Source organism: Sphaerisporangium rufum, assembly GCF_016863395.1.
Taxonomy (GTDB): domain Bacteria; phylum Actinomycetota; class Actinomycetes; order Streptosporangiales; family Streptosporangiaceae; genus Sphaerisporangium; species Sphaerisporangium rufum.
This window is the reverse complement of sequence record NZ_BOOU01000032.1, coordinates 87,973-109,020: the sequence shown is the minus strand read 5'-3', so window position 1 is coordinate 109,020 and position 21,048 is coordinate 87,973. Positions and strand designations below refer to the sequence as shown.

The 21,048-nt window shown below is 73.1% G+C and carries 19 protein-coding genes; 10 read left to right on the top strand and 9 right to left on the bottom strand.

The window, feature by feature from the left end:
• Positions 1-11: 11 nt before the first annotated feature.
• Both Sru01_RS10860 and Sru01_RS10855 read left to right on the top strand, forming a co-directional pair.
• Complete coding sequence (locus Sru01_RS10860; RefSeq protein ID WP_203983960.1) at positions 12-1,190, top strand: ATP-binding protein; 1,179 nt, start codon at positions 12-14, stop codon at positions 1,188-1,190.
• Positions 1,187-2,305: a ParA family protein gene (locus Sru01_RS10855; RefSeq protein WP_203983958.1), complete on the top strand. Its 1,119-nt coding sequence runs from the start codon at positions 1,187-1,189 to the stop codon at positions 2,303-2,305. The genes Sru01_RS10860 and Sru01_RS10855 overlap by 4 nt, the downstream gene beginning before the upstream one ends.
• Before the next feature lie 76 nt (positions 2,306-2,381).
• Here the strand turns inward: Sru01_RS10855 and aceA are convergent, their stop codons facing one another.
• Positions 2,382-3,674, bottom strand: a complete 1,293-nt coding sequence (aceA, locus tag Sru01_RS10850; RefSeq protein WP_203983957.1) for an isocitrate lyase — start codon at positions 3,672-3,674, stop codon at positions 2,382-2,384.
• Positions 3,675-4,038: 364 nt separating this feature from the next.
• On the opposite strand from aceA, the gene Sru01_RS10845 reads away from it, so the two are divergent.
• Both Sru01_RS10845 and Sru01_RS10840 read left to right on the top strand, forming a co-directional pair.
• Positions 4,039-5,475, top strand: a complete 1,437-nt coding sequence (locus Sru01_RS10845; RefSeq protein WP_203984029.1) for a helix-turn-helix transcriptional regulator — start codon at positions 4,039-4,041, stop codon at positions 5,473-5,475.
• 191 nt (positions 5,476-5,666) lie between these two features.
• A complete protein-coding gene (locus Sru01_RS10840) occupies positions 5,667-6,221 on the top strand; it encodes a hypothetical protein (protein ID WP_203983956.1) in 555 nt (184 codons plus the stop codon).
• Positions 6,222-6,281: 60 nt separating this feature from the next.
• On the opposite strand, the gene Sru01_RS10835 is transcribed toward Sru01_RS10840, so the two are convergent.
• Complete coding sequence (locus Sru01_RS10835) at positions 6,282-6,740, bottom strand: VOC family protein (RefSeq protein ID WP_203983955.1); 459 nt, start codon at positions 6,738-6,740, stop codon at positions 6,282-6,284.
• Between the two features lie 272 nt (positions 6,741-7,012).
• Between Sru01_RS10835 and Sru01_RS10830 the strand changes: the two genes are divergently transcribed.
• Positions 7,013-7,723 carry a sulfotransferase family protein gene (locus tag Sru01_RS10830; RefSeq protein WP_203983954.1) on the top strand — a complete coding sequence of 237 codons (711 nt, stop codon included), beginning with the start codon at positions 7,013-7,015 and terminating at the stop codon, positions 7,721-7,723.
• 31 nt (positions 7,724-7,754) lie between these two features.
• On the opposite strand, the gene Sru01_RS10825 is transcribed toward Sru01_RS10830, so the two are convergent.
• The 3 genes from Sru01_RS10825 to Sru01_RS10815 all read right to left on the bottom strand — a co-directional run bounded on the left by Sru01_RS10825 (position 7,755) and on the right by Sru01_RS10815 (position 10,854).
• Positions 7,755-8,393 (bottom strand): TetR/AcrR family transcriptional regulator, encoded by a 639-nt coding sequence (locus tag Sru01_RS10825; protein ID WP_203983944.1) that lies wholly within the window; start codon positions 8,391-8,393, stop codon positions 7,755-7,757.
• 199 nt (positions 8,394-8,592) lie between these two features.
• On the bottom strand, positions 8,593-9,441 hold the full coding sequence (locus tag Sru01_RS10820; protein WP_203983942.1) for a class I SAM-dependent methyltransferase: 849 nt from the start codon (positions 9,439-9,441) through the stop codon (positions 8,593-8,595).
• A gap of 447 nt (positions 9,442-9,888) precedes the next feature.
• Positions 9,889-10,854 (bottom strand): oxidoreductase, encoded by a 966-nt coding sequence (locus tag Sru01_RS10815; RefSeq protein ID WP_203983940.1) that lies wholly within the window; start codon positions 10,852-10,854, stop codon positions 9,889-9,891.
• 86 nt (positions 10,855-10,940) lie between these two features.
• Between Sru01_RS10815 and Sru01_RS10810 the strand changes: the two genes are divergently transcribed.
• Positions 10,941-11,525: a TetR/AcrR family transcriptional regulator gene (locus Sru01_RS10810; RefSeq protein WP_203983938.1), complete on the top strand. Its 585-nt coding sequence runs from the start codon at positions 10,941-10,943 to the stop codon at positions 11,523-11,525.
• Here the strand turns inward: Sru01_RS10810 and soxR are convergent.
• Complete coding sequence (soxR, locus tag Sru01_RS10805) at positions 11,499-12,053, bottom strand: redox-sensitive transcriptional activator SoxR (protein WP_203983936.1); 555 nt, start codon at positions 12,051-12,053, stop codon at positions 11,499-11,501. The two genes, Sru01_RS10810 and soxR, sit on opposite strands and share 27 nt — an antisense overlap.
• Before the next feature lie 53 nt (positions 12,054-12,106).
• Here soxR and Sru01_RS10800 point away from each other — a divergent pair, with 53 nt between their 5' ends.
• Positions 12,107-13,636 (top strand): MFS transporter, encoded by a 1,530-nt coding sequence (locus Sru01_RS10800; protein ID WP_203983934.1) that lies wholly within the window; start codon positions 12,107-12,109, stop codon positions 13,634-13,636.
• Here Sru01_RS10800 and Sru01_RS10795 read toward each other — a convergent pair whose 3' ends face one another.
• Positions 13,637-13,972 carry an ArsR/SmtB family transcription factor gene (locus Sru01_RS10795; protein WP_203983932.1) on the bottom strand — a complete coding sequence of 112 codons (336 nt, stop codon included), beginning with the start codon at positions 13,970-13,972 and terminating at the stop codon, positions 13,637-13,639. It abuts the gene before it with no gap.
• Between the two features lie 56 nt (positions 13,973-14,028).
• Positions 14,029-14,208: a DUF3073 family protein gene (locus tag Sru01_RS10790; protein ID WP_203983930.1), complete on the bottom strand. Its 180-nt coding sequence runs from the start codon at positions 14,206-14,208 to the stop codon at positions 14,029-14,031.
• A gap of 166 nt (positions 14,209-14,374) precedes the next feature.
• Here Sru01_RS10790 and fdh point away from each other — a divergent pair, with 166 nt between their 5' ends.
• The 3 genes from fdh (at position 14,375) to nrfD (ending at position 19,664) form a co-directional block, all read left to right on the top strand.
• Positions 14,375-17,566, top strand: coding sequence for a formate dehydrogenase (gene fdh / locus Sru01_RS10785; RefSeq protein ID WP_203983928.1), 3,192 nt, complete (start codon positions 14,375-14,377; stop codon positions 17,564-17,566).
• A gap of 4 nt (positions 17,567-17,570) precedes the next feature.
• A complete protein-coding gene (locus Sru01_RS10780; RefSeq protein WP_203984028.1) occupies positions 17,571-18,308 on the top strand; it encodes a 4Fe-4S dicluster domain-containing protein in 738 nt (245 codons plus the stop codon).
• 153 nt (positions 18,309-18,461) lie between these two features.
• Entirely contained in the window at positions 18,462-19,664 is a 1,203-nt protein-coding gene (nrfD, locus tag Sru01_RS36175; protein WP_275412151.1) for an NrfD/PsrC family molybdoenzyme membrane anchor subunit, read from the top strand.
• 183 nt (positions 19,665-19,847) lie between these two features.
• Here nrfD and selD read toward each other — a convergent pair whose 3' ends face one another.
• Positions 19,848-20,828, bottom strand: a complete 981-nt coding sequence (gene selD / locus Sru01_RS10770) for a selenide, water dikinase SelD (protein WP_203983926.1) — start codon at positions 20,826-20,828, stop codon at positions 19,848-19,850.
• Positions 20,829-21,048: the final 220 nt, after the last annotated feature.

The following is a 21,048-nucleotide window of genomic DNA, read 5'->3' as shown; positions in this document are numbered from 1 at the left end:
GAATGGCCGACATGACCATGGACCTGGCCGACCTGCTCGGCGACCGGGAGAGCACCGTTCTGGAGTTCAAGCAGTCGGCCGTGAACCGCGACAAGATCGGGCAGGCGATCTGCGCCTTCGCCAATGACCTGTGCGGGCGTGGTGGCGGGGACCTGCTGGTCGGTGTGAACGATAAGGGCGAGCCGGTGGCCGATGTCAAAGACGGCGACGAAGATCTGCGTAAGCTCACCGAGTTCCGCGACAGCGGTCAGATTCTCGATCGGCCGTCAATGACGGTGGAGGCGGGGACGTTCAAGGGAAAGCCGGTGGTCAGAATCCGGGTCGAGGCCTCCGCGAGCCCACCGGTTCGGTATGACGGCGTCGTCTGGGTGCGCCCGGGACCGACGACTCGCAAGGCGACCCGGGACGACGAACGGGTACTGGCTGAGCGACGCCGCGCCAAGGACGGTCCCTTCGATGGTCGAAGCGTTCCTGGCGGCACGCTAGGCGATCTTGATCTGGTGGCGTTCCGGTCCACCTATCTGCCGTCGGTCGTCGCGCCGGACGTCATTGAGGAGAACGGCCGGCCCGAAGGGCTGCAGCTCGCCAGCCTGGGCATGGCCGATCTGGCAGGCACTCCAACGATTCTTGGTCTGCTGGTCCTCGGGTTCAACCCGAGCGGATTCATCCCGGGCGCCTACCTGCAGTTCGTAAGGTACGACGGTATCGGGTGGGATGCGGCGATCGCCGATGATCAGGAACTGCGTTACAACGTGATCGATCTCGCCGGACGCCTTGAGGCGGTGCTCCGCGGCCATCTCCATACCCGCGTAGTGGAGGCGGACGGGCTGCGGGAAAGGCAGAAGCCGGATTACCCGTTCGCCGCGCTACGGGAGGTGTGCATGAACGCGGTCATGCACCGCAATTATGAGACCTCCTACGCTCCGGTCCGCATCCTGTGGTTCGCCGACCGGATCGAGGTCACCAACCCGGGGGGGCCCTTCGGGCAAGTTCGACCAGATAATTTCGACCGGGTGAGCGATTTCCGGAATCCGTCGCTCGCTGCCGCCATGAAGTCACTCGGTTACGTGAACAGGTTCGGTCGGGGCATCGGCCGGATCCAGGCATCGCTGGCGGAGAACGGTAATCCTCCAGCGGAGTTCCTGGTGGACGACACCTCATGGTCGGTGACATTGAGGAGGTCGGGATGACGGTCTCGGTGGCTCTCTTCAACAACAAGGGCGGGGTCGGCAAGACGACGCTCACCTATCACCTGGCCCATATGTTCCAGCGACTCGGCCATCGGGTACTGGCGGTCGACCTCGATCCTCAGTCCAATCTGACTGCGGCCTTCCTCGATGAGGAGGAACTGGCGGTTCTCTGGGCGGAGCCGGAAAGCCCGGCGTGGGGCGGTGCCTCATCTGCGCTTTCGGAGTCGCCCATCCGGCGTGTCACGGGGAGGTCGGGCACCGTCGCGGCCTCGGTAAGGCCGATCATGGAAGGGTTGGGCGATGTCGCGTTCTACGCGCCGATCCAGATCATGGACGGTCTTTGGCTCACACCTGGTGACCTTGAGCTCAGCGCCTTCGAGGACAGGCTCTCGGCTGCCTGGCCGAACTGCGTCATGGGTGATCCCGCAGCCATCCGGACGACCACCGCGTTCTTCCGTATCATCGATGACGCCGCGCGTCGCGTCCGTGCCGACCTGGTCCTCATCGATGTCGGCCCGAATCTTGGTGCCATCAACCGTGCTGCACTCTTGACCGCGGACACGGTTCTCATGCCGCTTGCGGCGGACCTGTTCTCGCTGCGCGGCCTGCGCAACCTTGGTCCGACGCTGCGTTCATGGCGGGCCATGTGGCAGCGGGACCTGCGTCCGAAGGTGCCGCCCTCGATTTCGGCTCCTTCCGGAGCGATGCGTCCGCTGGGATATGTGATCATGCAGCCGACCATGCGGCTCGATCGACCGGTCAAGGCCTACCAGCGGTGGCTGGAACGCATTCCGACAATCTTCAACGGTTCGGTTCTTGGTGACCCCGTGCCTGCCGATTCGGGACGCTCCTATGAGATCGCCACCTTGCGCAACTACCAGAGCCTGATGCCGCTTGCTCATGACGCCCGCAAGCCGATGTTCGATCTGAGGGCGGCTGACGGCGCGTTGGGCAGTACCCAGGCATACGTTCAAAAGTGCCGGGCTGAGTTCCGTGTCCTGGCAGAGAACGTGCTCCGGCGAATTGACGAGGTGAAGTCGCCGGGCTCAGAGCCGAACCCCGGTGATGAGAGCGCGGGTTCGTCCGGAGGGGAGCCGCTGCCCAGGCGGTTGTGACCGGACGAACCCGCGGATCTGGGGGGCCGCCCGCCGCGAGTGCTCTCGGGTGCGCCCGCGGCGGACGGTGCCGTGATCAGTGCGAGCGGGTGAACTGCTCGGCCTCGGTGGAGCCCTTGAGCGCCACCGTGGAGGAGTCCGGCGAGACCGCCGTGCTGATCAGGTCGAAGTAGCCGGTGCCGACCTCCCGCTGGTGGCGGGTGGCGGTGTAGCCGCGCGACTCGGCGGCGAACTCGGCCTCCTGCAGCTCGACGTAGGCGGTCATGCCCTCGTCGGCGTAGCCGCGGGCCAGGTCGAACATCGAGTGGTTCAGCGAGTGGAAGCCCGCCAGCGTGATGAACTGGAAGCGGTACCCCATGTGGCCGAGCTCGCGCTGGAACTTGGCGATGGTGGAGTCGTCGAGGTGCTGCTTCCAGTTGAACGACGGCGAGCAGTTGTAGGCGAGCATCTGGTCGGGGTACTCGGCCTTGATCGCCTCGGCGAACCGCCGGGCCACGTCCAGGTCGGGGGTGGAGGTCTCCATCCACAGCAGGTCGGCGTACGGTGCGTAGGCCAGCCCGCGGGCGATGCAGGCGTCCACGCCGTTGCGGACCCGGTAGAAGCCCTCGGCGGTACGGTCACCGGTGGTGAAGGCCTGGTCGCGCGGGTCGACGTCGGTGGTCAGCAGGGTCGCGGCCTGGGCGTCGGTCCGCGCGATGATCAGAGACGGCACGTCGCACACGTCGGCGGCCAGCCGGGCGGCGTTCAGCGTCTTGATGTGCTGCCCGGTCGGGATCAGCACCTTGCCGCCGAGGTGGCCGCACTTCTTCTCCGAGGCGAGCTGGTCCTCCCAGTGCACCCCGGCGGCACCGGCGGCGATCATGCCCTTCATGAGCTCGTAGGCGTTGAGCACGCCGCCGAACCCGGCCTCGGCGTCGGCCACGATCGGGGCGAGCCAGTGCGGGGCCCTGGTGTCGCCCTCCGACCAGGTGATCTGGTCGGCGCGCAGCAGCGCGTTGTTGATCCGGCGGACCACGGCGGGCACCGAGTTCGCGGGATACAGGCTCTGGTCGGGGTAGGTCTGGCCGCCGAGGTTGGCGTCGGCGGCGACCTGCCAGCCGGACAGGTAGATGGCCTTCAGGCCCGCCTTGACCTGCTGCACGGCCTGGTTGCCGGTCAGCGCGCCGAGGGCGTGCACGTACTCCTCGCTCTGCAGCAGGCTCCACAGCCGTTCGGCGCCGAGCCGCGCGAGAGTGTGCTCCTCCTGGACCGAGCCCCGCAGGCGAACGACGTCCTCGGCCGAGTAGGTCCGATCGACGTTCTTCCAGCGCGGGTCGCTCTCCCACTCCCGCCGCAGTTCCTCTGCAGCTCCCTTGAGGCGATCTTCCATTTTGACTCCTTTGACGTCCTCTGGGCGCTTGCTTCGAGTCTGCGGGGAAAGTCGGAGTAGCGGCAACGATGTTCGGCGAAAAAATCGCCCTTCTTGCGTTTTAGGTGAATACTGGCCAGTATTTCCGTGGCAAGAAATGTAAAATTTTCGCTATGGCCTAGACCAATCCGGCGACCCTGGGCGGCGGATGATGGGGCGAACCGAGGGCCGGCGTGACTCCACCGTGCATCCACCGTGCCGGTTCGCAGGGTCGCGGAGAGCAGCCTGGGCCTGGGGGAGCCGCCAGCCGGGATGCTGGAAGATGTGCCGAAATTTCGCCTACGATGCTGGGGTGGCATCTCCACTGAGCGAAGAATCATCGACTTTGCCGCAGGAGCTGGACCTGCTGGCCTTCGGTCAGCGGCTGCGGCACCTGCGCAAGCAGCGCAAGCTCACCCTGGCCGAACTGGGGGAGCAGGTCGGCCGGGCGCCCAGCCAGCTGTCGCTGCTGGAGAACGGCCGGCGCGAGCCGAAGCTGTCACTGCTAAAGTCGCTGGCCGCCGCCCTCGGCGTCCCGGTCGAGGAACTGCTGCGCCGCCAGGCGCCGACCCGGCGCGCCCAGCTGGAGATCGCCCTGGAGGAGGCCCAGCGCGACCCGCTGTACGCCTCGCTCGGCCTGCCCCGGCTGAAGGTCTCCGCCCGGGTGCCGAGCGACGTGCTGGAGCACATCCTGGCGCTGTACGGGGAGCTGCGCTCGCGCGAGGCGAAGGGGACGGCGACGCCGGAGGAGGCGCGGGCGGCCAACGCCGAACTGCGCCGCAAGCAGCGCGAGCAGGGCAACTACTTCGCCGAGATCGAGGGCGCCGCCGCCGAGGCGCTGACCGCCGTCGGCTACCGGACCGGCGCGCTGTCGCAGGGCACCGTGCAGGCGCTGGTCACCCACTTCGGCTACACGGTGCGCACCGCGCAGGACCTGCCCCGATCGGTGCGCTCGATCACCGACCTGCGCAACCGCCGCATCTACGTCAAGCACGAGCAGCTCGGCATGCACTCCCCGCGCACCATCCTGCTGCAGACGCTCGGCCACCTCGCCCTGGGCCACCACCGGCCGCGTGACTTCGCCGACTTCCTGCGGCAGCGCACCGAGGCCAACTACTTCGCCGCCGCCGTGCTGGTGCCCGAGACGGCCGCCGTGCCCTACCTGCGCGAGGCCAAGCAGGACCGCGCGCTGTCGGTGGAGGATCTACGCGACGTATTCGCCGTCTCCTACGAGATGGCCGCGCACCGCTTCACCAACCTGGCCACCCACCACCTGGGGCTCGTCTGCCACTTCGTGCGCAACGACGCCGGCGGCATCATCTACAAGGCCTACGAGAACGACGGGATCGTCTTCCCGGCGGACGAGCAGGGGGCGATCGAGGGCCAGCGCATGTGCCTGCAGTGGTCGGGACGCCAGGTGTTCCGCACCCCGGACCGCTTCTCGGTGCTCCACCAGTACTCCGATTCGCCCACCGGCACCTACTTCTGCGTCGCGCACGTGGACCCGTCCCGCGAGCGCGACTTCGCGATCACGCTCGGCGTGCCCTACCGCGAGTCGCGCTGGTTCCGCGGCCGGGAGACCACCGTTCGCACCAGGTCGGACTGCCCGTCCGGCGACTGCTGTCGCCGGCCGCCGGCCGAGCTGACCCGGCGCTGGGAGGGGTACGCCTGGCCGTCGGCCCGCGCCAACTCGCACGTGCTCGCCGCGCTGCCGCCCGGGTCCTTCCCCGGCGTCGACGAGGCCGACGTCTACACCTTCCTCGAACACCACGCCACCTCCTGAGCGGTGCGCGGGTACGCCGGGCAGCCCGTCGAGGTCCGGCCGGTCCGGGCCGGTCCGGCCACGCGGTGGCCGGGCCCGATCCGCCGCCGGGGCCGGGGTTACCGACGAGTACGGTATGTCCCGGAGACCTCTTAACGACGCCGCGAGCGCCCGCCCGCGCCGAGGTCGCCGACGCGTGCGAGGAGAATGCCGTGACGCTGGACGCCGCGCTGCCGCGCTGGGACCGACGGGAACGCCACCGGGTGCGGGTGAGCGCCGCCCCCGAGGTCGTGATTGACGCCGCCGAGCGGCTCACCTGGCACGAGGTCCCGCTGTTCCGGGCCATCATGACGGCGATGCCGGCCCTCGGCAGGCGGTCGCTCGCGCCCGGCGGGCGGGTGCTGGACACCTTCACCGACGCCGGCTTCGCCATCCTGCACCGCGACCGGGGAGAGATCCTGGTGGGCGCGATCGAGGGCCTGTCCGCCCGCCGCCCCATGGTCACGGCCGCGGGACGGACCGTCGAGGAGTTCCGGGCCTTCGACCGGCCCGGCCACATCAAGATCGGGATGAACTTCCGGTGCGTGGACGGCGAGCTGAGCACCGAGACCCGGGTCCAGGCGACCAGCGCGCCGGCCCGGCGGATGTTCGCGGTCTACTGGCTGGCCATCCGGGCCGGCAGCGGGCTGATCCGGCATGTCTGGCTGCGCGCCATCCGGCGCCGCGCCGCCGCCACTCCACCGGCGCGGCGGTCCGCCGCGGGCTGAACCGGCCGCCGGGCCGCCGGCGGCCCCTGACCGTCCGTCGGGCCCGTGCACGTCCGCCGGTCACTGCACGTCGAACTCGTTGCCCTCCGGATCGGCCATGGTGACGTGGTGGGATCCGCGGTCGTCCACGGTGCGCAGTACGGTCGCGCCGATGTGCGTCAGCCGGTCGACCTCCTCGGCCAGCCGGTGCCGGCCGACGTGCAGGTCCAGGTGCAGCCGGTTCTTCGCGGTCTTGGGCTCGGGCACCGCCTGGAACAGCAGCCGCCGGCCCAGGCCGGTGCCGGTGTCGGCGTCCACCGGGTCGGCGGGGTGGCGGATGGCGGCCAGCTCCCGCCAGGCGTGCCGGCCGCGTACCACCACCAGCCGCCCCTCGCTCACCGCCCGGCGGGCCAGCAGCCGCTCGATGAAGGCACTGTTGTCCTCGACGACGTAGCACAGCGCGGCGGCCCAGAAGCCGGCCTGCCGGTGCGGGTCGGCGCAGTCGACGACGACCTTCCATTCGAGCGGGTGCAGGGGCATGGCAACCTCCGTCGTGCGAGTTCGTACCCATTCATACCGGTCCGCAGGGTGCGGCGGCAGGGGGTCGCGGCCACAATTCCCCTGGTGAGACCCGGTCGGTCGGGCACGATCGGTATGGCATGATCCGGACGGCCGGCGGGGCGCGGGTGCCGGTGGGGACCGCGGTGGCCGTGTGACACCATGAGGTGCCGGTCGCGCGCGCCCGGTGCACTCCGGTACGTCCCTGTTCTTCGGTGATTCCTGGTGGAACGCGGCTGGTGGGAGGAAGCGGAATGTTGACGGTGATCGGTGCGGGGTTCCCGCGGACGGGCACCACCTCGCTCAAGGCGGCGCTGGAGCGGCTGGGCTTCGGGCCCTGCTATCACATGTTCGAGGTCATGCGGAATCCCGGGCACGTGGACCGCTGGCTGGCGGTGCTGTCCGACGACCCGCCCGGCTGGGACCAGGTGCTCGCGGGCTACCGGTCGGCGGTCGACTGGCCGGCCTCGTTCTTCTGGAGCGACCTGGCCGCGGCCTACCCCGACGCGAAGATCATCCTGTCCACGCGCGACCCGCACCGCTGGTACCGCAGCTTCCGCACGCTGATCACCCGGCCCAGGCCGCCGATCGAGGAGGGCGCCGAGGTGCACCCCGCGCTGGCGGCGATGGCGCGCATGCGGCCGGTGCTGCAGCGGATGGGCCAGGTCACCTTCGGCGGGGATTCCTGGGAGTTCGGCGCGACGGTGCCGGAGGAGGAACAGGCGGTCGAGGTGTTCCGCCGGCACAACGCCGCCGTGCAGGCGGCGGTTCCGGCGGACCGGCTGCTGACGTTCGACGTCGCCGAGGGCTGGGACCCGCTGTGCCGGTTCCTGGGCGTCGAGGTGCCCGCCGGCGAGCCGTTCCCGCACCTCAACGACACCGAGACGATGGGGCGGATGTTCGAGGAGATGATCGGCGGCGGCGGGCCGGTCACCCCCTTCGACGCCCCCCGCCCGCGAGCCTGAGGCGGGCGATCACCGTGGCGCCCGGCCCGGGTCAGGGCCGGGCGGCGATGCCGGACAGGACGGTGGCGGCCAGGTCGGCGGCGAATCCCTCCGGCGGCGGGCCCGCCGGCTCGCCGCCGCCCCGGAACGCCGGCGGCAGCACGACCTCGTGGCAGGCACCGACGATCATCGTGACGGCGGTGCCCACCCGGGCGGCCGGATCCAGCCGGCCGAGCGTTCGCTCCGCCTCCAGGTACTCGCGCAGCTCCCCGCGCAGGCCCAGGCCCCCGGCCGGGTGGCCGCCCGTCTCGGCGAAGCGGGCGAGCACCTTCGAGTGCGGCGTCAGGCCGTCGAAGGCGGGCAGGATCGCCCCGTGCAGGGCCAGCGCCCGCTCGACGTAGGCGCGCAGGTTGTCGGCCACGGTGCCCTCGCCCGCGCGCGGCGGCGGCATGCCGAGCGCCTGCTCGGCCGCCCGCACGTGAGCGTGCAGGGCGAGCGCCAGCAACTCCTCCTTGTCGGTGAAGTGGTTGTACAGCACGCCGTCGGCCACCCCGGCCTCGCGGGCGATGGCGCGTACGGTGAGCGTGGCGCACCCTCGCTCGGCGACCAGGCGCGCCGCGGTGGCGATCAGGTGGTCGCGCAGGGTCCGGTGGTCGCCGTTGGCGAGCGCGGCGGGTCTTCGCGGGGACATCATCGGCAATCGTAGCCCTGTCGCGCGGGGCGGCCGGTCCACGCCGTGCCCGGCCCCCGATCCGGCGCGGCGTGGACCTCCCTCCGCCCGGCCCGGCGGGCGCCGATCTCCGCGCGCCGCCAGGCGCTCACCGGGCTCGGCCGCCCGCCCGGCCCCCGGTCGTCCGGCGCCCGCCCCGCCGGCGCCGGACGACCGCGGGTCAGGGGCGGGTGGCGGTGATCAGCCATCCGGCGCCGCGCAGCCGCACCCCGCCGGGCCGCTCGAACGGCCGCAGCGCCTCGGCCAGCGCGGCGTGGGCGCGGGCGGCCACCGGCTCCGCCACCCCGCCCAGCAGGTGCCGGACCGGGCCCCACGCGCCGAGGAACGCGGCCGCGTCCGCGGTGTCGCGCCCCCAGACCTGCGGCGCCTCCACACCGACGGTCACCACGTCGGTGAAGCCCGCGGCGCCGAGCACCTCGTGGATCCGCGCCGGGTCGGCCAGGGATTCCGGCCCCGCCCCGGCCGCCCGCCCGCCGGCCGGTCCGCCGCCGGGCAGCTGCCGGAGCATCGCGCCGAACACCGCGCCGACCTCGTTGCGTTCCATCGCCTGCAGGCTGAGGAAGGCCACCCGGCCGTCGGGCCGCAGCGCCCGGCGGATGTTGGCGAACGCGGCCACCGGGTCGGCGAAGAACATCACCGCGAACCGGCTGACGGCCACGTCGAACCCGTCCGCCGGCAGCGGGTGCACCTGGGCGTCGCCTTGGACGAAGGAGACGTTGGCCAGCCCCTTGCCGGCGGCCAGCTCGCGCGCCCGGCGCAGCATCGGCGCCGACAGGTCCAGGCCGGTGACGTGACCGTGCGGGGCCAGCCGGGCGGCCAGCCGGCTCACCTGCCCGGTGCCGCAGCCCACGTCCAGCACCCGGTCGGCCGGGCCGATCGCGGCCGCGCGCAGCAGCGGATCGTTGAACCCGCTGTTGACGGCGTCGTAACGGTCGTGGTGATCGGCCCAGTGGCCGCCCTCGTAACCGTTCCACGCCTCGGCCTGATGGGTGTTGACGATCGCCCCCACGGTCTCCGCCCTCCGCGACACCAGTCGGTGAACATCTATTCATGAACGCTGGTTCATTAGAGTAGCACGGTGCGGGGCCGAGCGGCCGGCCTGCCGCCATCGGACGGCGATCAGGAGGGCCGCCCCCGCCGGCACCAGATGCGCGATGATCCCGGTCCAGCCGCCCGGCCCGATCGTCCGATCCGCGATGGCGGCGATGTCGATGGCCGCCGGCGAGACGTTGAGCAGCGTGTTCGCGGCCAGGATGCCGCCGGGCGCCCGGGTGGTGGCCGCAGTCCGGCCGGCCAGGGCGGATGCCGCCAGGTGCGCGCCGACCGTGCGCCGCGAAGACGTCGAACGAGGTCAGAGAGCGGCCGAGCCCGGTCGCCGCGGCCTGCGGGGCGACGAGGGAGGCCACGCCGAGCGGGGCGAAGTACACCGCCGAGATCCTCGGCAGGCGGCGTGCGGTCATGACTCCGCCAATGCGTCGCCGGTGACCGGGGCGAACTCGTAGTGCACGCCGGTGAGGCGCTCCGACTCCTGCCACAGGCGCCGCCGCAGGCCGGTGTCGTGAGAGCGAGGGCTGGAGGAGACCGGCACCGGATGCCGGCCGGTGAACTCCTTCCATCCGTCCGGGCCGTAGTACTCGCCGCCACGGGTGGCCGGGTCGGTGGCCGCGCGCAGGGTCGGCAGGGCTCCGGCCTCCTCGTCCTGGATCAGCCAGGAGAACAGCATCCGGGTGTGCCCGCTGACCACGAACCGGAAATGCCATGGACTGTGGCGCATCAGCCGGGTGCGGGCGGCGCCGGGGTGAGCGGCCACCGCGATCGTCGTGGCGCGGTTCGCGGCCAGCCGGTCCTGCAACTCGTAGGTGAACAGCAGGTTGGCAAGTTTCGACTGTGCATAGGCGGCCATCGGCCGGTACCGCCGTTCGGCGTGCAGGTCGTCGAAGTCGATGGTCCCCCGGCGGTGCCCATTGCTGCTGACCGTGACGATCCGTGACCCGGGGGTGCCGAGCAATCGGTCCAGCAGCAGGCCGGTGAGCGCGAAGTGGCCGAGATGGTTGACGCCGAACTGGGACTCGAACCCGTCGGAGGTCCGCCCGTAAGGCGGGATCATCAGGCCGGCGTTGTTGATCAGCAGGTCCAGCCGGTCCCACCGGTGGTGGAACTCCGCCGCCGCCGCGCGAACGGAGGCGAGCGAGGCGAGGTCGAGCGTCAGGGGCGCGGCCTTGGCGTCCGGTGCGGCGTCCCGTAATCGGGTCACCGCGGTACTCAATCGCGCCTGGTCGCGGCCGGCGAGCACCACCGTGGCGCCCCGGGCGGCGAGCACCCTGGCGGTCTCGAAGCCGATACCGCTGTTGGCGCCGGTCACCAGCACGACTCGCCGGTGCTGGGGACCGATCTGGTCGGTTGTCCAACTCGAATCGAGCATGCATAACCCCCTATAATCGGGATGGTCGTCCCGCTTTAACGATACGGGACGACCATCCCGTTTGTCGAGCCGGAAGAGAGTGCTCCATGCGCGCCGACGCCGAACGCAACCGTGCCCGGGTACTCGCCGCCGCCATGACGGCGTTCGCGACCGGCGGGCTGTCGGTGTCGGTCGCCGAGATCGCGCGCCGCGCGGGGGTCGGGACCGGCACCGTCAGCCGCCATTTCCCGACGAAAGAGTCGCTCTACGAGGCCATCGTGCTGCTACGGGTCGGTGAGATCGTCGACCAGGCGCGGTGGCTGGCCGCGACCAAGGATCCCGGCACCGCCTTCTTCGCCTTCTTCGCGCACATGGTGGATCAGGCGGCCGCCAACCGGGGCCTGGCCGAGGCGCTGGCCGGTGACGGTTTCGACGTCGAGGCGGCCGCGGCGCGGACCGGCCTCGACCTGGATGGCGTCGAGCGGGAGCTGCTGGACCACGCCCGGCGGGCGGGAGCGGTCCGGCCGGACCTCACCTGGGCCGACGTCAAGGCGCTCATCGTCGGCTGCCTGGCGCGCGAAGGGGCCTTCACCGACGCCGAAGCCCGCCGGCGAATGATCGAGATCGCCTGTGCGGGTCTGGCCGCCCCGCCGGGGCATGACCCGTCACGCGGGATGATCACCGGCGGATGACGGCGGGCCGGCGACCGATCGACGGTCCGGCCGGCGCGGGTCGGGACCGCCGGACCGGCTCTGCTCGGCGGCGCGGGCGGTGAGGAGGCGCCGGGGGCCCGCGCCCTCGTCGCCGAGGCGGTCGTCGGGGTTGCGCAGCACGCACCGGTCGATGGACAGGCAGCCGCAGCCGATGCAGTCCGACAGGGTGTCCCGCAGCCGCAGCAACTGGTCGATGCGGTCGTCCAGTGCCGCGCGCCAGCTCTCCGACAGTCGCGCCCAGTCCTCCCGGGTGGGGGTGCGGCCCTCAGGCAGCTCGGCCAGCGCCTCGGCGACCATGCGCAGCGGGATGCCGACCCGCTGCGCCACCCGGACGAACGAGATCCGCCGCAGCGTGTCGCGGGGGTACCGTCGCTGGTTGCCCGCCGTCCGGCGGCTGCTGATCAGGCCCTTCTCCTCGTAGAAGTGCAGGGCGGTCACCGCCACCCCGGACCTGGCGGCCACCTGGCCGACGGTCAGTTCCTTGGCGTCGAAAGGGGGCTTGGTCATGCCGGCATGGTAGAGGTTGACCTCGACTATGGTCGAGGTTTCATGCTGAGCGGATGACCACGACACCCGCCATCGCCGCCCCGCGGGCCGGGCGCCGCGAGTGGGCCGGCCTCGCCGTGCTGTCCCTGCCCGCGCTGCTGGCCTCGCTGGAACTGACGGTGACCCACCTCGCCCTGCCCGCCATCGCCGCCGACCTGCGGGCCGGCGGCGCCCAACCGCTGTGGATCGTCGACATCTACGCGTTCCTGCTCGCCGGGTCGCTGACCGTCATGGGCGCGCTCGGGGACCGGATCGGCCGCCGGCGGCTGCTGCTGGGCGGGGCCGCCGTCTACGGAGCGGCCTCGGTGCTGGCGGCCTACGCCACCAGCGCCGGGATGCTCATCGCGGTCCGTGCCCTGCTCGGCGTGGCCGGCGCCACCCTGATGCCCTCGGTGCTGGCCCTCACCGTCACCATGTTCCGCGACGGCCGGCAGCGGGCGGTCGCGGTCAGCGTGGTCATCGCCTGCGTCTCCGGCGGCACCGCCATCGGGCCGCCGGTGGGCGGCTGGCTGCTGGAGCGGTTCTGGTGGGGCTCGGCGTTCCTGCTCGCCGTTCCGGTCATGGCGCTGCTGCTGGCCGCCGGGCCGTTCCTGCTGCCGGCCGGGCGCGAGGCCACCGCCCGGCGGCTCGATCCGGTCGGCGCCGTGCTGTCACTGGCCGCGGTACTGCCGGTGGTGTACGGCCTCAAGCAGGTGGCCGCCGCGGGCGCGGGCCTGCCCGCCCTGCTGCCGATGGCGGCCGGCGCGGCGTTCGCCGTGGTGTTCGCCCGCCGGCAGTTGCGGGTGGCCGATCCGCTGCTGGACCTGCGCCTGTTCACCGGTCGGGCGTTCGGCACCGCCGCCGCCACGCTCGCCCTCGGCATCTTCGTGCTGTGGGGCGCCAACTACGCCATCGCCCAGTACCTGCAACTGGTCCGTGGCCTGGCGCCGCTCGCGGCCGGGCTGTGGACGGCACCCTCGGCCGCCGGCGTCATCGCCGGATCGCTGCTCGGCACCCGGATCGCCCGGCGGTTCGGCCACGGCCGGGTCATCGGCGCCGGGCTCGCCCTGGCCGCCGCCGGGTTCACCGTGCTGACCCAGGCCGGCACCGGTGGCGGGCTCGCCGCGCTGGTGACCGGCTCGATCGTGGTGTCCGCCGGCCTAGGCCCGATGATGGCCCTGGCCACCGACATGATCGTCGCCGTGGCGCCACCGGAGCGCGCCGGGGCGGCCTCGGCCGTCTCCTCGATGGCGCCGCAGCTCGGCGGCGCGCTCGGCATCGCGGTGCTCGGCAGCGTCATGACCGCGGTGTACCGCGGCGAGATGGCGGCCGCCGTGCCGCCCGGCCTGCTGCCCGGCCTGCCGGCCGCCGCCCGCGACACCCTCGGCGGCGCGGTCGCGGTGGCCGGGACGCTGCCCGGGCCGGCCGCCGCCGAGCTGCTCGGTGCGGCCCGCGCCGCGTTCGTCGCGGGCTTCCACCTGAGCGTGGCCGCCAGCGCCGTGCTGATGGCGGTGCTGGCGGTGCTGGTCGTCACGCTGCTGCGCGGCGTCCGGACACCGGGCTGACTACGCAGGGCGGTCGGCGGTCAGCTCGGCCAGCAGCTCACCCTGGTCGGCCAGCAGGTCGGTGATGATCCGCCGGGCGGCGCGCATCAGCTCCGACACGTCCGCGCCGGCCAGCTCGTACACCACCGTCGCGCCCTCGCGCCGGGCGGTCACCAGCCCCGCCCGGCGCAGGACGGCGAGCTGCTGCGACAGCTGCGGGGCCTCGGTCTCGATCGCCGCCAGCAGGTCCCGCACCGGCCGCGGCCGGTCGCACAGCAGTTCCACGATCCTTACGCGCATGGGATGGCCGAGCGTCTTGAACAGCTCGGCCTTGGCCTGGTACAGCGGGACGGGCACGGCTCACCCCTCCGTCCCGGTGGCCCGCCCGGTGTGCGACCCATCGGCGAAGGCGCTCATTCGCCCCGGTCGGCCTCGAGGTCGCGGTATACGTCATCAAGGTCCGGCGCCGGCCCGCCTACCGGCGTCCGATCCACCCCGAGCTCGCGGCGCAGCGACTCGAGGTCGCCCCCGCCGCTGTACTTCAGCATCCGCGCGACCTTCACCTGCTTGGCCTTGGCCCGACCACGTCCCACGGCTCGCCCCTTCCGACGGCCCGACTCGGATCTGCGTTTCGATTATAGGGAATTAACAAATTACGCAACTCCACGGCGGGTGAGGGGATCCGCCGGCGCGGTGACCCGCCGGTCTGAGATCATGCCCGTGAGGTGTACGACGCGTCGGAGGGGGCAGGACGGGCCCATGGGAGCACGGGAGTGGGCCGGCCGCTGGCCGGTGCTGCGGCAGCTGGCCGGGCAGGACCCGCGCCGTGACGCCGCCCGCTCCGCGCGCACCGACGCGCTCGTCCCGCGCACCGCCACGGCCGACTCGGTCGCCAGATCGGTCTGCCCGTACTGCGCGGTCGGCTGCGGCCAGCTCGTCTACGTCAAGGACGGCAAGGTCACCCAGATCGAGGGCGACCCCGACTCGCCCATCTCCCGCGGCCGGCTCTGCCCCAAGGGGTCGGCCAGCAAGCAGCTCGTCACCCGGCCCGGCCGGGTCACCGAGGTGCTCTACCGGCGCCCGCACGGCACCGGATGGGAGCGGCTCGACCTGGAGCGGGCGATGGACATGATCGCCGACCGGGTGGTGGAGACCCGGCGGCGCACCTGGGAGCAGACCTGCGAGGGAGAGCAGGTCCGGCGCACCCTCGGCATCGCGAGCCTCGGCGGCGCGACGCTGGACAACGAAGAGAACTACCTGATGAAGAAGCTCTACACCGCGATGGGGGCGGTGCAGATCGAGAACCAGGCCCGTATTTGACACTCCTCCACCGTCCCCGGTCTGGGGACCAGCTTCGGGCGCGGCGGCGCGACGACCTTCCAGCAGGACCTGGTCAACAGTGACTGCATCGTCATCCAGGGCTCCAACATGGCCGAGTGCCATCCGGTGGGGTTCCAGTGGGTGATGGAGGCGAAGGCGCGCGGGACGAAGGTCTTCCACATCGACCCGCGCTTCACCCGCACCAGCGCGATGGCCGACCATCACGTGCCGATCCGCGCGGGCAGCGACATCGTGCTGCTCGGCGCGCTGATCAACCACGTGCTGTCGGGCGGGCACGACTTCCGCGAGTACGTGCTGGCCTACACCAACGCCGCCGACATCGTGTCGGCCGAGTTCCGGGACACCGAGGACCTGGACGGGCTGTTCTCCGGCTTCGACGCCGAGTCGCGCACCTACGACCCGGCCAGCTGGTCCTACGAGCCGGCCGAGGAGGGCGAGGCGGCCCCGCGCGGCGGCGAGCACGCCGGCGGGGGGCGCCACCACGCCGAGACGGCCCGGCCGGACCAGTACGGCTCCGGTGGCGCCACCGCCCACCCGCGCCCGCGCCGCGACGAGACGCTCACCCATCCGCGTTGCGTTTACCAGCTGCTCAAGCGGCACTTCTCCCGGTACTCCCCGGAGATGGTGGAGCAGATGTGCGGCATCCCGGCCGCCGACTTCCACCGGCTGGCCGCGGCGGTCGTCGCCGCCAGCGGCCGCGAGCACACCACCGCCTGGGTGTACTCCGTCGGCTGGACCCAGCACACGGTCGGCGTCCAGTACATCCGCTCGGCGGCGATCCTGCAGCTGCTGCTCGGCAACATGGGCCGCCCCGGCGGGGGCATCCTCGCGCTGCGCGGCCACGCCAGCATCCAGGGCTCCACCGACATCCCGACCCTGTTCAACATCCTGCCCGGCTACCTGCCGATGCCCAAGGCCGGGGTGAACCGCGGCCTGGAGGAGTACCTGGCGCACGCCGCCACCGACACCGGTTTCTGGGGCAACAAGCGGTCCTACCTGGTCAGCCTGCTGAAGTCCTGGTGGGGGGACGCGGCCACCGCCGCCAACGACTACTGCTACGACTACCTGCCCCGGCTGACCGGCGACCACGGCACCTACAGCACCGTGCTCGGCCAGATCGACGGCACCGTCAAGGGCTACTTCGTCGTCGGGGAGAACCCGGCGGTGGGGTCGTCGGGCGGTCGCACGCAGCGGCTCGGCCTGGCCGGGCTGGAGTGGCTGGTCGTCCGGGACATGACCCTGATCGAGACCGCGACGTTCTGGCGGGACGGCCCGGAGATCGAGACCGGCGAGCTGCGCCCGGAGGACATCGGCACCGAGGTGTTCTTCCTGCCCGCCGCCTCGCACGTGGAGAAGGAGGGCACCTTCACCCAGACGCAGCGGCTGCTGCAGTGGCGGGAGAAGGCCGTCGAGCCGCCCGGCGACTGCCGCAGCGACCTGTGGTTCTATTACCACCTGGGCAAGCGGATCCGGCAGCGGCTGGCCGACGACGAGATCGACCGCCCGCTGCGCGACCTCACCTGGGACTACCCCGAGCACGGCGAGAGCCGCGAGCCCTCGGCCGAGGCGGTGCTGCGCGAGATCAACGGCACCGGGCCGGACGGCCGCGCCCTGTCGTCCTACCTGGACCTCAAGGCGGACGGCTCCACCCGGTGCGGCTGCTGGATCTACTGCGGCGTCTACGCCGACGAGGTCAACCAGGCGGCCCGCCGCAAGCCCGGCGGCGAGCAGTCACTGGTCGCCCCCGAGTGGGGATGGGCGTGGCCGCTCAACCGCCGCATGCTCTACAACCGCGCCTCCGCCGACCCGCGGGGCCGCCCGTGGAGCGAGCGCAAGGCCTACGTCTGGTGGGACGAGGAGCGCGGCGAGTGGACCGGCGCCGACGTCCCCGACTTCGAGCGGGACAAGTCGCCGGACTACCGGCCGCCCCCCGGCGCCACCGCGCAGGCCGCCATCTCCGGCACCGATCCGTTCATCATGCAGGCCGACGGCAAGGGCTGGCTGTTCGCGCCGTCCGGCCTCGGCGACGGGCCGCTGCCGGCCCACTACGAGCCGCACGAGTCGCCGCTGCCCAACCTGCTGTACGGGCAGCGCGCCAACCCGGCCCGCAAGATCTACGACCGGCCGGAGACGCCGTACAACCCCGCGGGGTCGTCCCGGTTCCCCTACGTGCTCACCACCTACCGCCTCACCGAGCACCACACCGCCGGCGGGATGAGCCGCACGCTGCCCTACCTGGCCGAGTTGCAGCCGGAGATGTTCTGCGAGGTGTCGCCGGAACTGGCCGCCGAGCGCGGACTGGTCAACGGCGGCTGGGCGACCATCGTCACCAGCCGGGCGGCCATCGAGGCCCGGGTGCTGGTCAGCGGGCGCGTCCGCGCGCTGCGCCTGCAGGGCCGCACGATCCACCAGGTCGGCGTGCCCTACCACTGGGGCTGGGCCGGCGGCGGCGTGGTGACCGGCGACGCCGCCAACGACCTGATGCCCATCGTGCTGGACCCCAACGTTTACATCCAGGAGGGCAAGGCCTCCACCTGCGACATCCGCCCGGGTCGCCGCCCCACCGGGCGCGCCCTGCTCGATCTCATCGAGGAGTACCGCCGTGAGTGAGCGCATGGGCTTCTTCACCGACACCAGCGTCTGCATCGGGTGCAAGGCCTGCGAGGTCGCCTGCAAGGAGTGGAACGACGTGCCCGACGACGGGTTCGTCTTCCGGGCCACCTCCTACGACAACACCGGCGCGCTCGGCGCCAGCACCTGGCGGCACGTGGCGTTCATCGAGAACGGCGACGGCTGGCTGATGTCGTCGGACGTGTGCAAGCACTGCACCGACGCCGCCTGCCTGGACGTCTGTCCCACCGGCGCGCTGTTCCGCACCGAGTTCGACACCGTCGTCGTGCAGTCCGACGTGTGCAACGGCTGCGGCTACTGCGTCCCGGCCTGCCCCTACGGGGTGATCGACCGGCGGGAGGGCGACGGCCGGGCCTGGAAGTGCACGATGTGCTACGACCGGCTGCGCGGCGGCCTGGAGCCCGCCTGCGCCAAGGCGTGTCCCACCGATTCCATCCAGTTCGGGCCGCTCGACGAGCTGCGCGAGCGCGCCGCGGCCCGGGTCGCCGGCCTGCACGCCGCCGGCCGCACCGAGGCCCGCCTGTACGGGGAGGATCCGGCGGACGGGGTGGGCGGCGACGGCGCGTTCTTCCTGCTCATGGCCGAACCGGAGACCTACGGCCTGCCGCCCGACCCGGTCGTCACCACCAGGGACCTGCCGGCCATGTGGCGCTGGGCCGCCGCGGCCGCGCTGTCCATGGTGGGTGTCACCGTGCTGGCCACCGCCGGCCGCCGCCGGTGAGCGCGCGCGGCGGCGCGGCCGGGCCGGTGACCGGGAGCGCCCGGCGGGGTGGCGGGGACGGCCGGCGAACGGCGAGCACGGTGGGTACGGTGCCCGAGGCGAGCGGGGCCGGTACGGCGAGACCGGCCGGCCGGGCCGGGGGGAGTGGTGGCGGTGGCGCGTGAACGGGCGATGGTGCCGAAGGCCGAGTTCGGCTCCTACTACGGCCAGCCGATCATCAAGGCGCCGATCTGGCACGAGCCGCACATGCCGCTCTATCTCTACCTGGGCGGGCTGTCCGGCGCGTGCGGGCTGGCCGCCGCGGTGGAGGAGCTGCGGGCCGGGCCCGGCGGGCCGCCGGCCACGGTCGCCCGGCTGGCGGCGGCGGCCGCCGCGGCCGCGGGGGCCGGCTTCCTGGTCGCCGAGCTGGGCCGGCCCGAGCGATTCCTCAACATGCTGCGCGTCTTCAAGCCGACCTCGCCGATGAGCGTCGGCTCCTGGGTGCTGGCCGCGCACGGCGGGGCGACCGCGCTCGCCGCCGGCTCGGCGGTCACCGGCCTGCTGCCCGCCGCCGGCCGGCTCGCCGCGCTCGCCTCCGGGCTGACCGGGCCGGTGATGTCCACCTACACCGCCGTGCTGGTCGCCGACACCGCCGTCCCCGCCTGGCACGAGGCCCGCCGCGAGCTGCCCTTCCTGTTCGCCGGCAGCGCGCTGGCCGGCGCGGGGGCGGTCGGCATCGTGAGCGGCCTGGCCCGGCCGGAGACCGCGGTGCCCGGCCGCCGGATGGCCGCGCTGGGCGCGGCGGTGGAGACCGTGGCGAGCACCGTGATGGAACGCCGCCTCGGTACGCTGGCCGACCCCTACCGGCAGGACGGCATGATGCGCGCCGGCCGGCTGCTGACCGCCGCCGGCGGCGTGCTCGCCGCGCTGGCCGGCCTGCCCGCCGGACCGCGCGGCGGGAGCCGGCGCGGCCAAGGGATCGTGCCCGCCGGCCGGGGCCCGGCCGGCGGGTGGCCGGGATCCGCCGGCCGCGCTTCGGCCGGCGGGCCGGTCCGGGCCGCGCGAGCCGCGGTGGCGGCGGCACGGTCCGGCTACGCGGGCGCCCGGACGGCGTCCCGGCCGGGCCTGCGGGAGCTGGCCGGCGTGGCGGCCGCCGCCGCGCTGACCGCCGGCGCCGTGTGCACCCGCTTCGGCGTGCTGCGGGCCGGCCGGGCCTCGGCCGCCGATCCCGCCTACATCGTCGGCCCGCAGCGCGAGCGCCTGGCCGCCCGCCGGGCCGCCGAGGCCGCCCGCACCCCCGGAGACGGCGGCCGGACTGCCGGAGACGGCGGCCGGACTGCCGGAGACGGTGACCGGCCGGCCGGCGGATCCGGTTGACACCCGCTCCGGAGGCGGCCGGGGCGCCCGCCCTCACGTGCGGTGGTCAGGCGGATCGCCGGGCTCGCCGGAACATCGCGGGCGCGCGAACCGGCCCGTCGGCGCCTCTGGCCGGGTCCGGTACCGGGCCGGCCGGAAGCGGACACCGCACGACGCCGACCCGGCGACGGACGGCCGGGCGGGTCAGCGCAGCGTGATGGCCGGGCCGGCGGCGGGCACCAGCTCGCCGATCACCGGGGCGCCGGGGATCTCGCCGGCCACCAGCAGCCCGCCGGAGGTCTGCGCGTCCGCGAGCAGCAGCAGGGTCTCCTCCGGGACGCCGCCGGGCTCCAGGTGCGGCGCCACCCAGGCCAGGTTGCGCCGGGTGCCGCCGCTGACGTGGCCGGCCCGGACCGCCTCCCGGGCGCCCTCGACGTAGCCGACCGCCGCGGTGTCCAGCACGGCCGTCACCCCGCTCGCCCGGGCCAGCTTGTACAGGTGGCCGAGCAGCCCGAAGCCGGTCACATCGGTCGCGCACACCGCGCCGGCGGCCAGGGCGGCCCGCGAGGCGTCCCGGTTCAGGGTGGTCATCACCGCCACCGCCTCGACGGACACCTCGCCGGTCGCCTTGTGCCGGGTGTTCAGCACCCCGACGCCGAGCGGCTTGCTCAGCGACAGCGGCACCCCGGCCCGGCCGGCGCCGATCCGCAGCAGCCGGCCGGGGTCGGCCAGGCCGGTGACGGCCATCCCGTACTTCGGCTCGGGGTCGTCCACGCTGTGCCCGCCCGCCACGTGGCAGCCCGCCGCGTCGGCGGCGTCCAGCCCGCCGCGCAGCACCTCGGTCACCAGCTCCATCGGCAGGACGTCTCGCGGCCAGCCCAGCAGGTTGACCGCCAGCAGCGGCTCGCCGCCCACCGCGTACACGTCCGACAGGGCGTTGGTCGCGGCGATCCGGCCCCAGGTGTAGGCGTCGTCCACCACCGGGGTGAAGAAGTCGGCGGTGGCCACCACCGCGCGGTCCCCGTCCAGCCGGATCGCCGCCGCGTCGTCGCCGTCGTCCAGCCCGATCAGCAGGTCGTCGCCCGGCGGCCGCACCAGGCCCGCCACGATCGCCTCCAGCTCGCCCGGCGGGATCTTGCAGGCGCAGCCGCCCCCGTGCGCGTACTGCGTCAGCCGTATGGTCATCCAGCGGTCTCCTCACACGTGCCGTCGCCCGCACCCTAGCCGCCCGCCGGACGCCCCGGAGCCGGTGTACCCGTGCCCTGGCCGGCCCGCCGCCTGCCCGGTGGCGCGTGGTCCGACGCTGCCTGGTCCGACGCTGCCTGGTCCGGGGCTGTCTGGTCCGATGCTGTCTCGTCCGGGGCTGTCTGGTCCGTGGCGCCTGGCTCGGTGGTGGCGGTCCGGA

Bases quoted from the DNA above. Each gene is read 5' to 3' on its own strand.
- Sru01_RS10860 (WP_203983960.1), top strand. From the start codon at position 12: ATGACCATGGACCTGGCCGACCTGCTCGGCGACCGGGAGAGCACCGTT.
- Sru01_RS10855 (WP_203983958.1), top strand. From the start codon at position 1,187: ATGACGGTCTCGGTGGCTCTCTTCAACAACAAGGGCGGGGTCGGCAAG.
- aceA (WP_203983957.1), bottom strand. From the start codon at position 3,674: ATGGAAGATCGCCTCAAGGGAGCTGCAGAGGAACTGCGGCGGGAGTGG.
- Sru01_RS10835 (WP_203983955.1), bottom strand. From the start codon at position 6,740: ATGCCCCTGCACCCGCTCGAATGGAAGGTCGTCGTCGACTGCGCCGAC.
- Sru01_RS10830 (WP_203983954.1), top strand. From the start codon at position 7,013: ATGTTGACGGTGATCGGTGCGGGGTTCCCGCGGACGGGCACCACCTCG.
- Sru01_RS10825 (WP_203983944.1), bottom strand. From the start codon at position 8,393: ATGTCCCCGCGAAGACCCGCCGCGCTCGCCAACGGCGACCACCGGACC.
- Sru01_RS10815 (WP_203983940.1), bottom strand. From the start codon at position 10,854: ATGCTCGATTCGAGTTGGACAACCGACCAGATCGGTCCCCAGCACCGG.
- Sru01_RS10810 (WP_203983938.1), top strand. From the start codon at position 10,941: ATGCGCGCCGACGCCGAACGCAACCGTGCCCGGGTACTCGCCGCCGCC.
- soxR (WP_203983936.1), bottom strand. From the start codon at position 12,053: ATGACCAAGCCCCCTTTCGACGCCAAGGAACTGACCGTCGGCCAGGTG.
- Sru01_RS10800 (WP_203983934.1), top strand. From the start codon at position 12,107: ATGACCACGACACCCGCCATCGCCGCCCCGCGGGCCGGGCGCCGCGAG.
- Sru01_RS10780 (WP_203984028.1), top strand. From the start codon at position 17,571: ATGGGCTTCTTCACCGACACCAGCGTCTGCATCGGGTGCAAGGCCTGC.
- selD (WP_203983926.1), bottom strand. From the start codon at position 20,828: ATGACCATACGGCTGACGCAGTACGCGCACGGGGGCGGCTGCGCCTGC.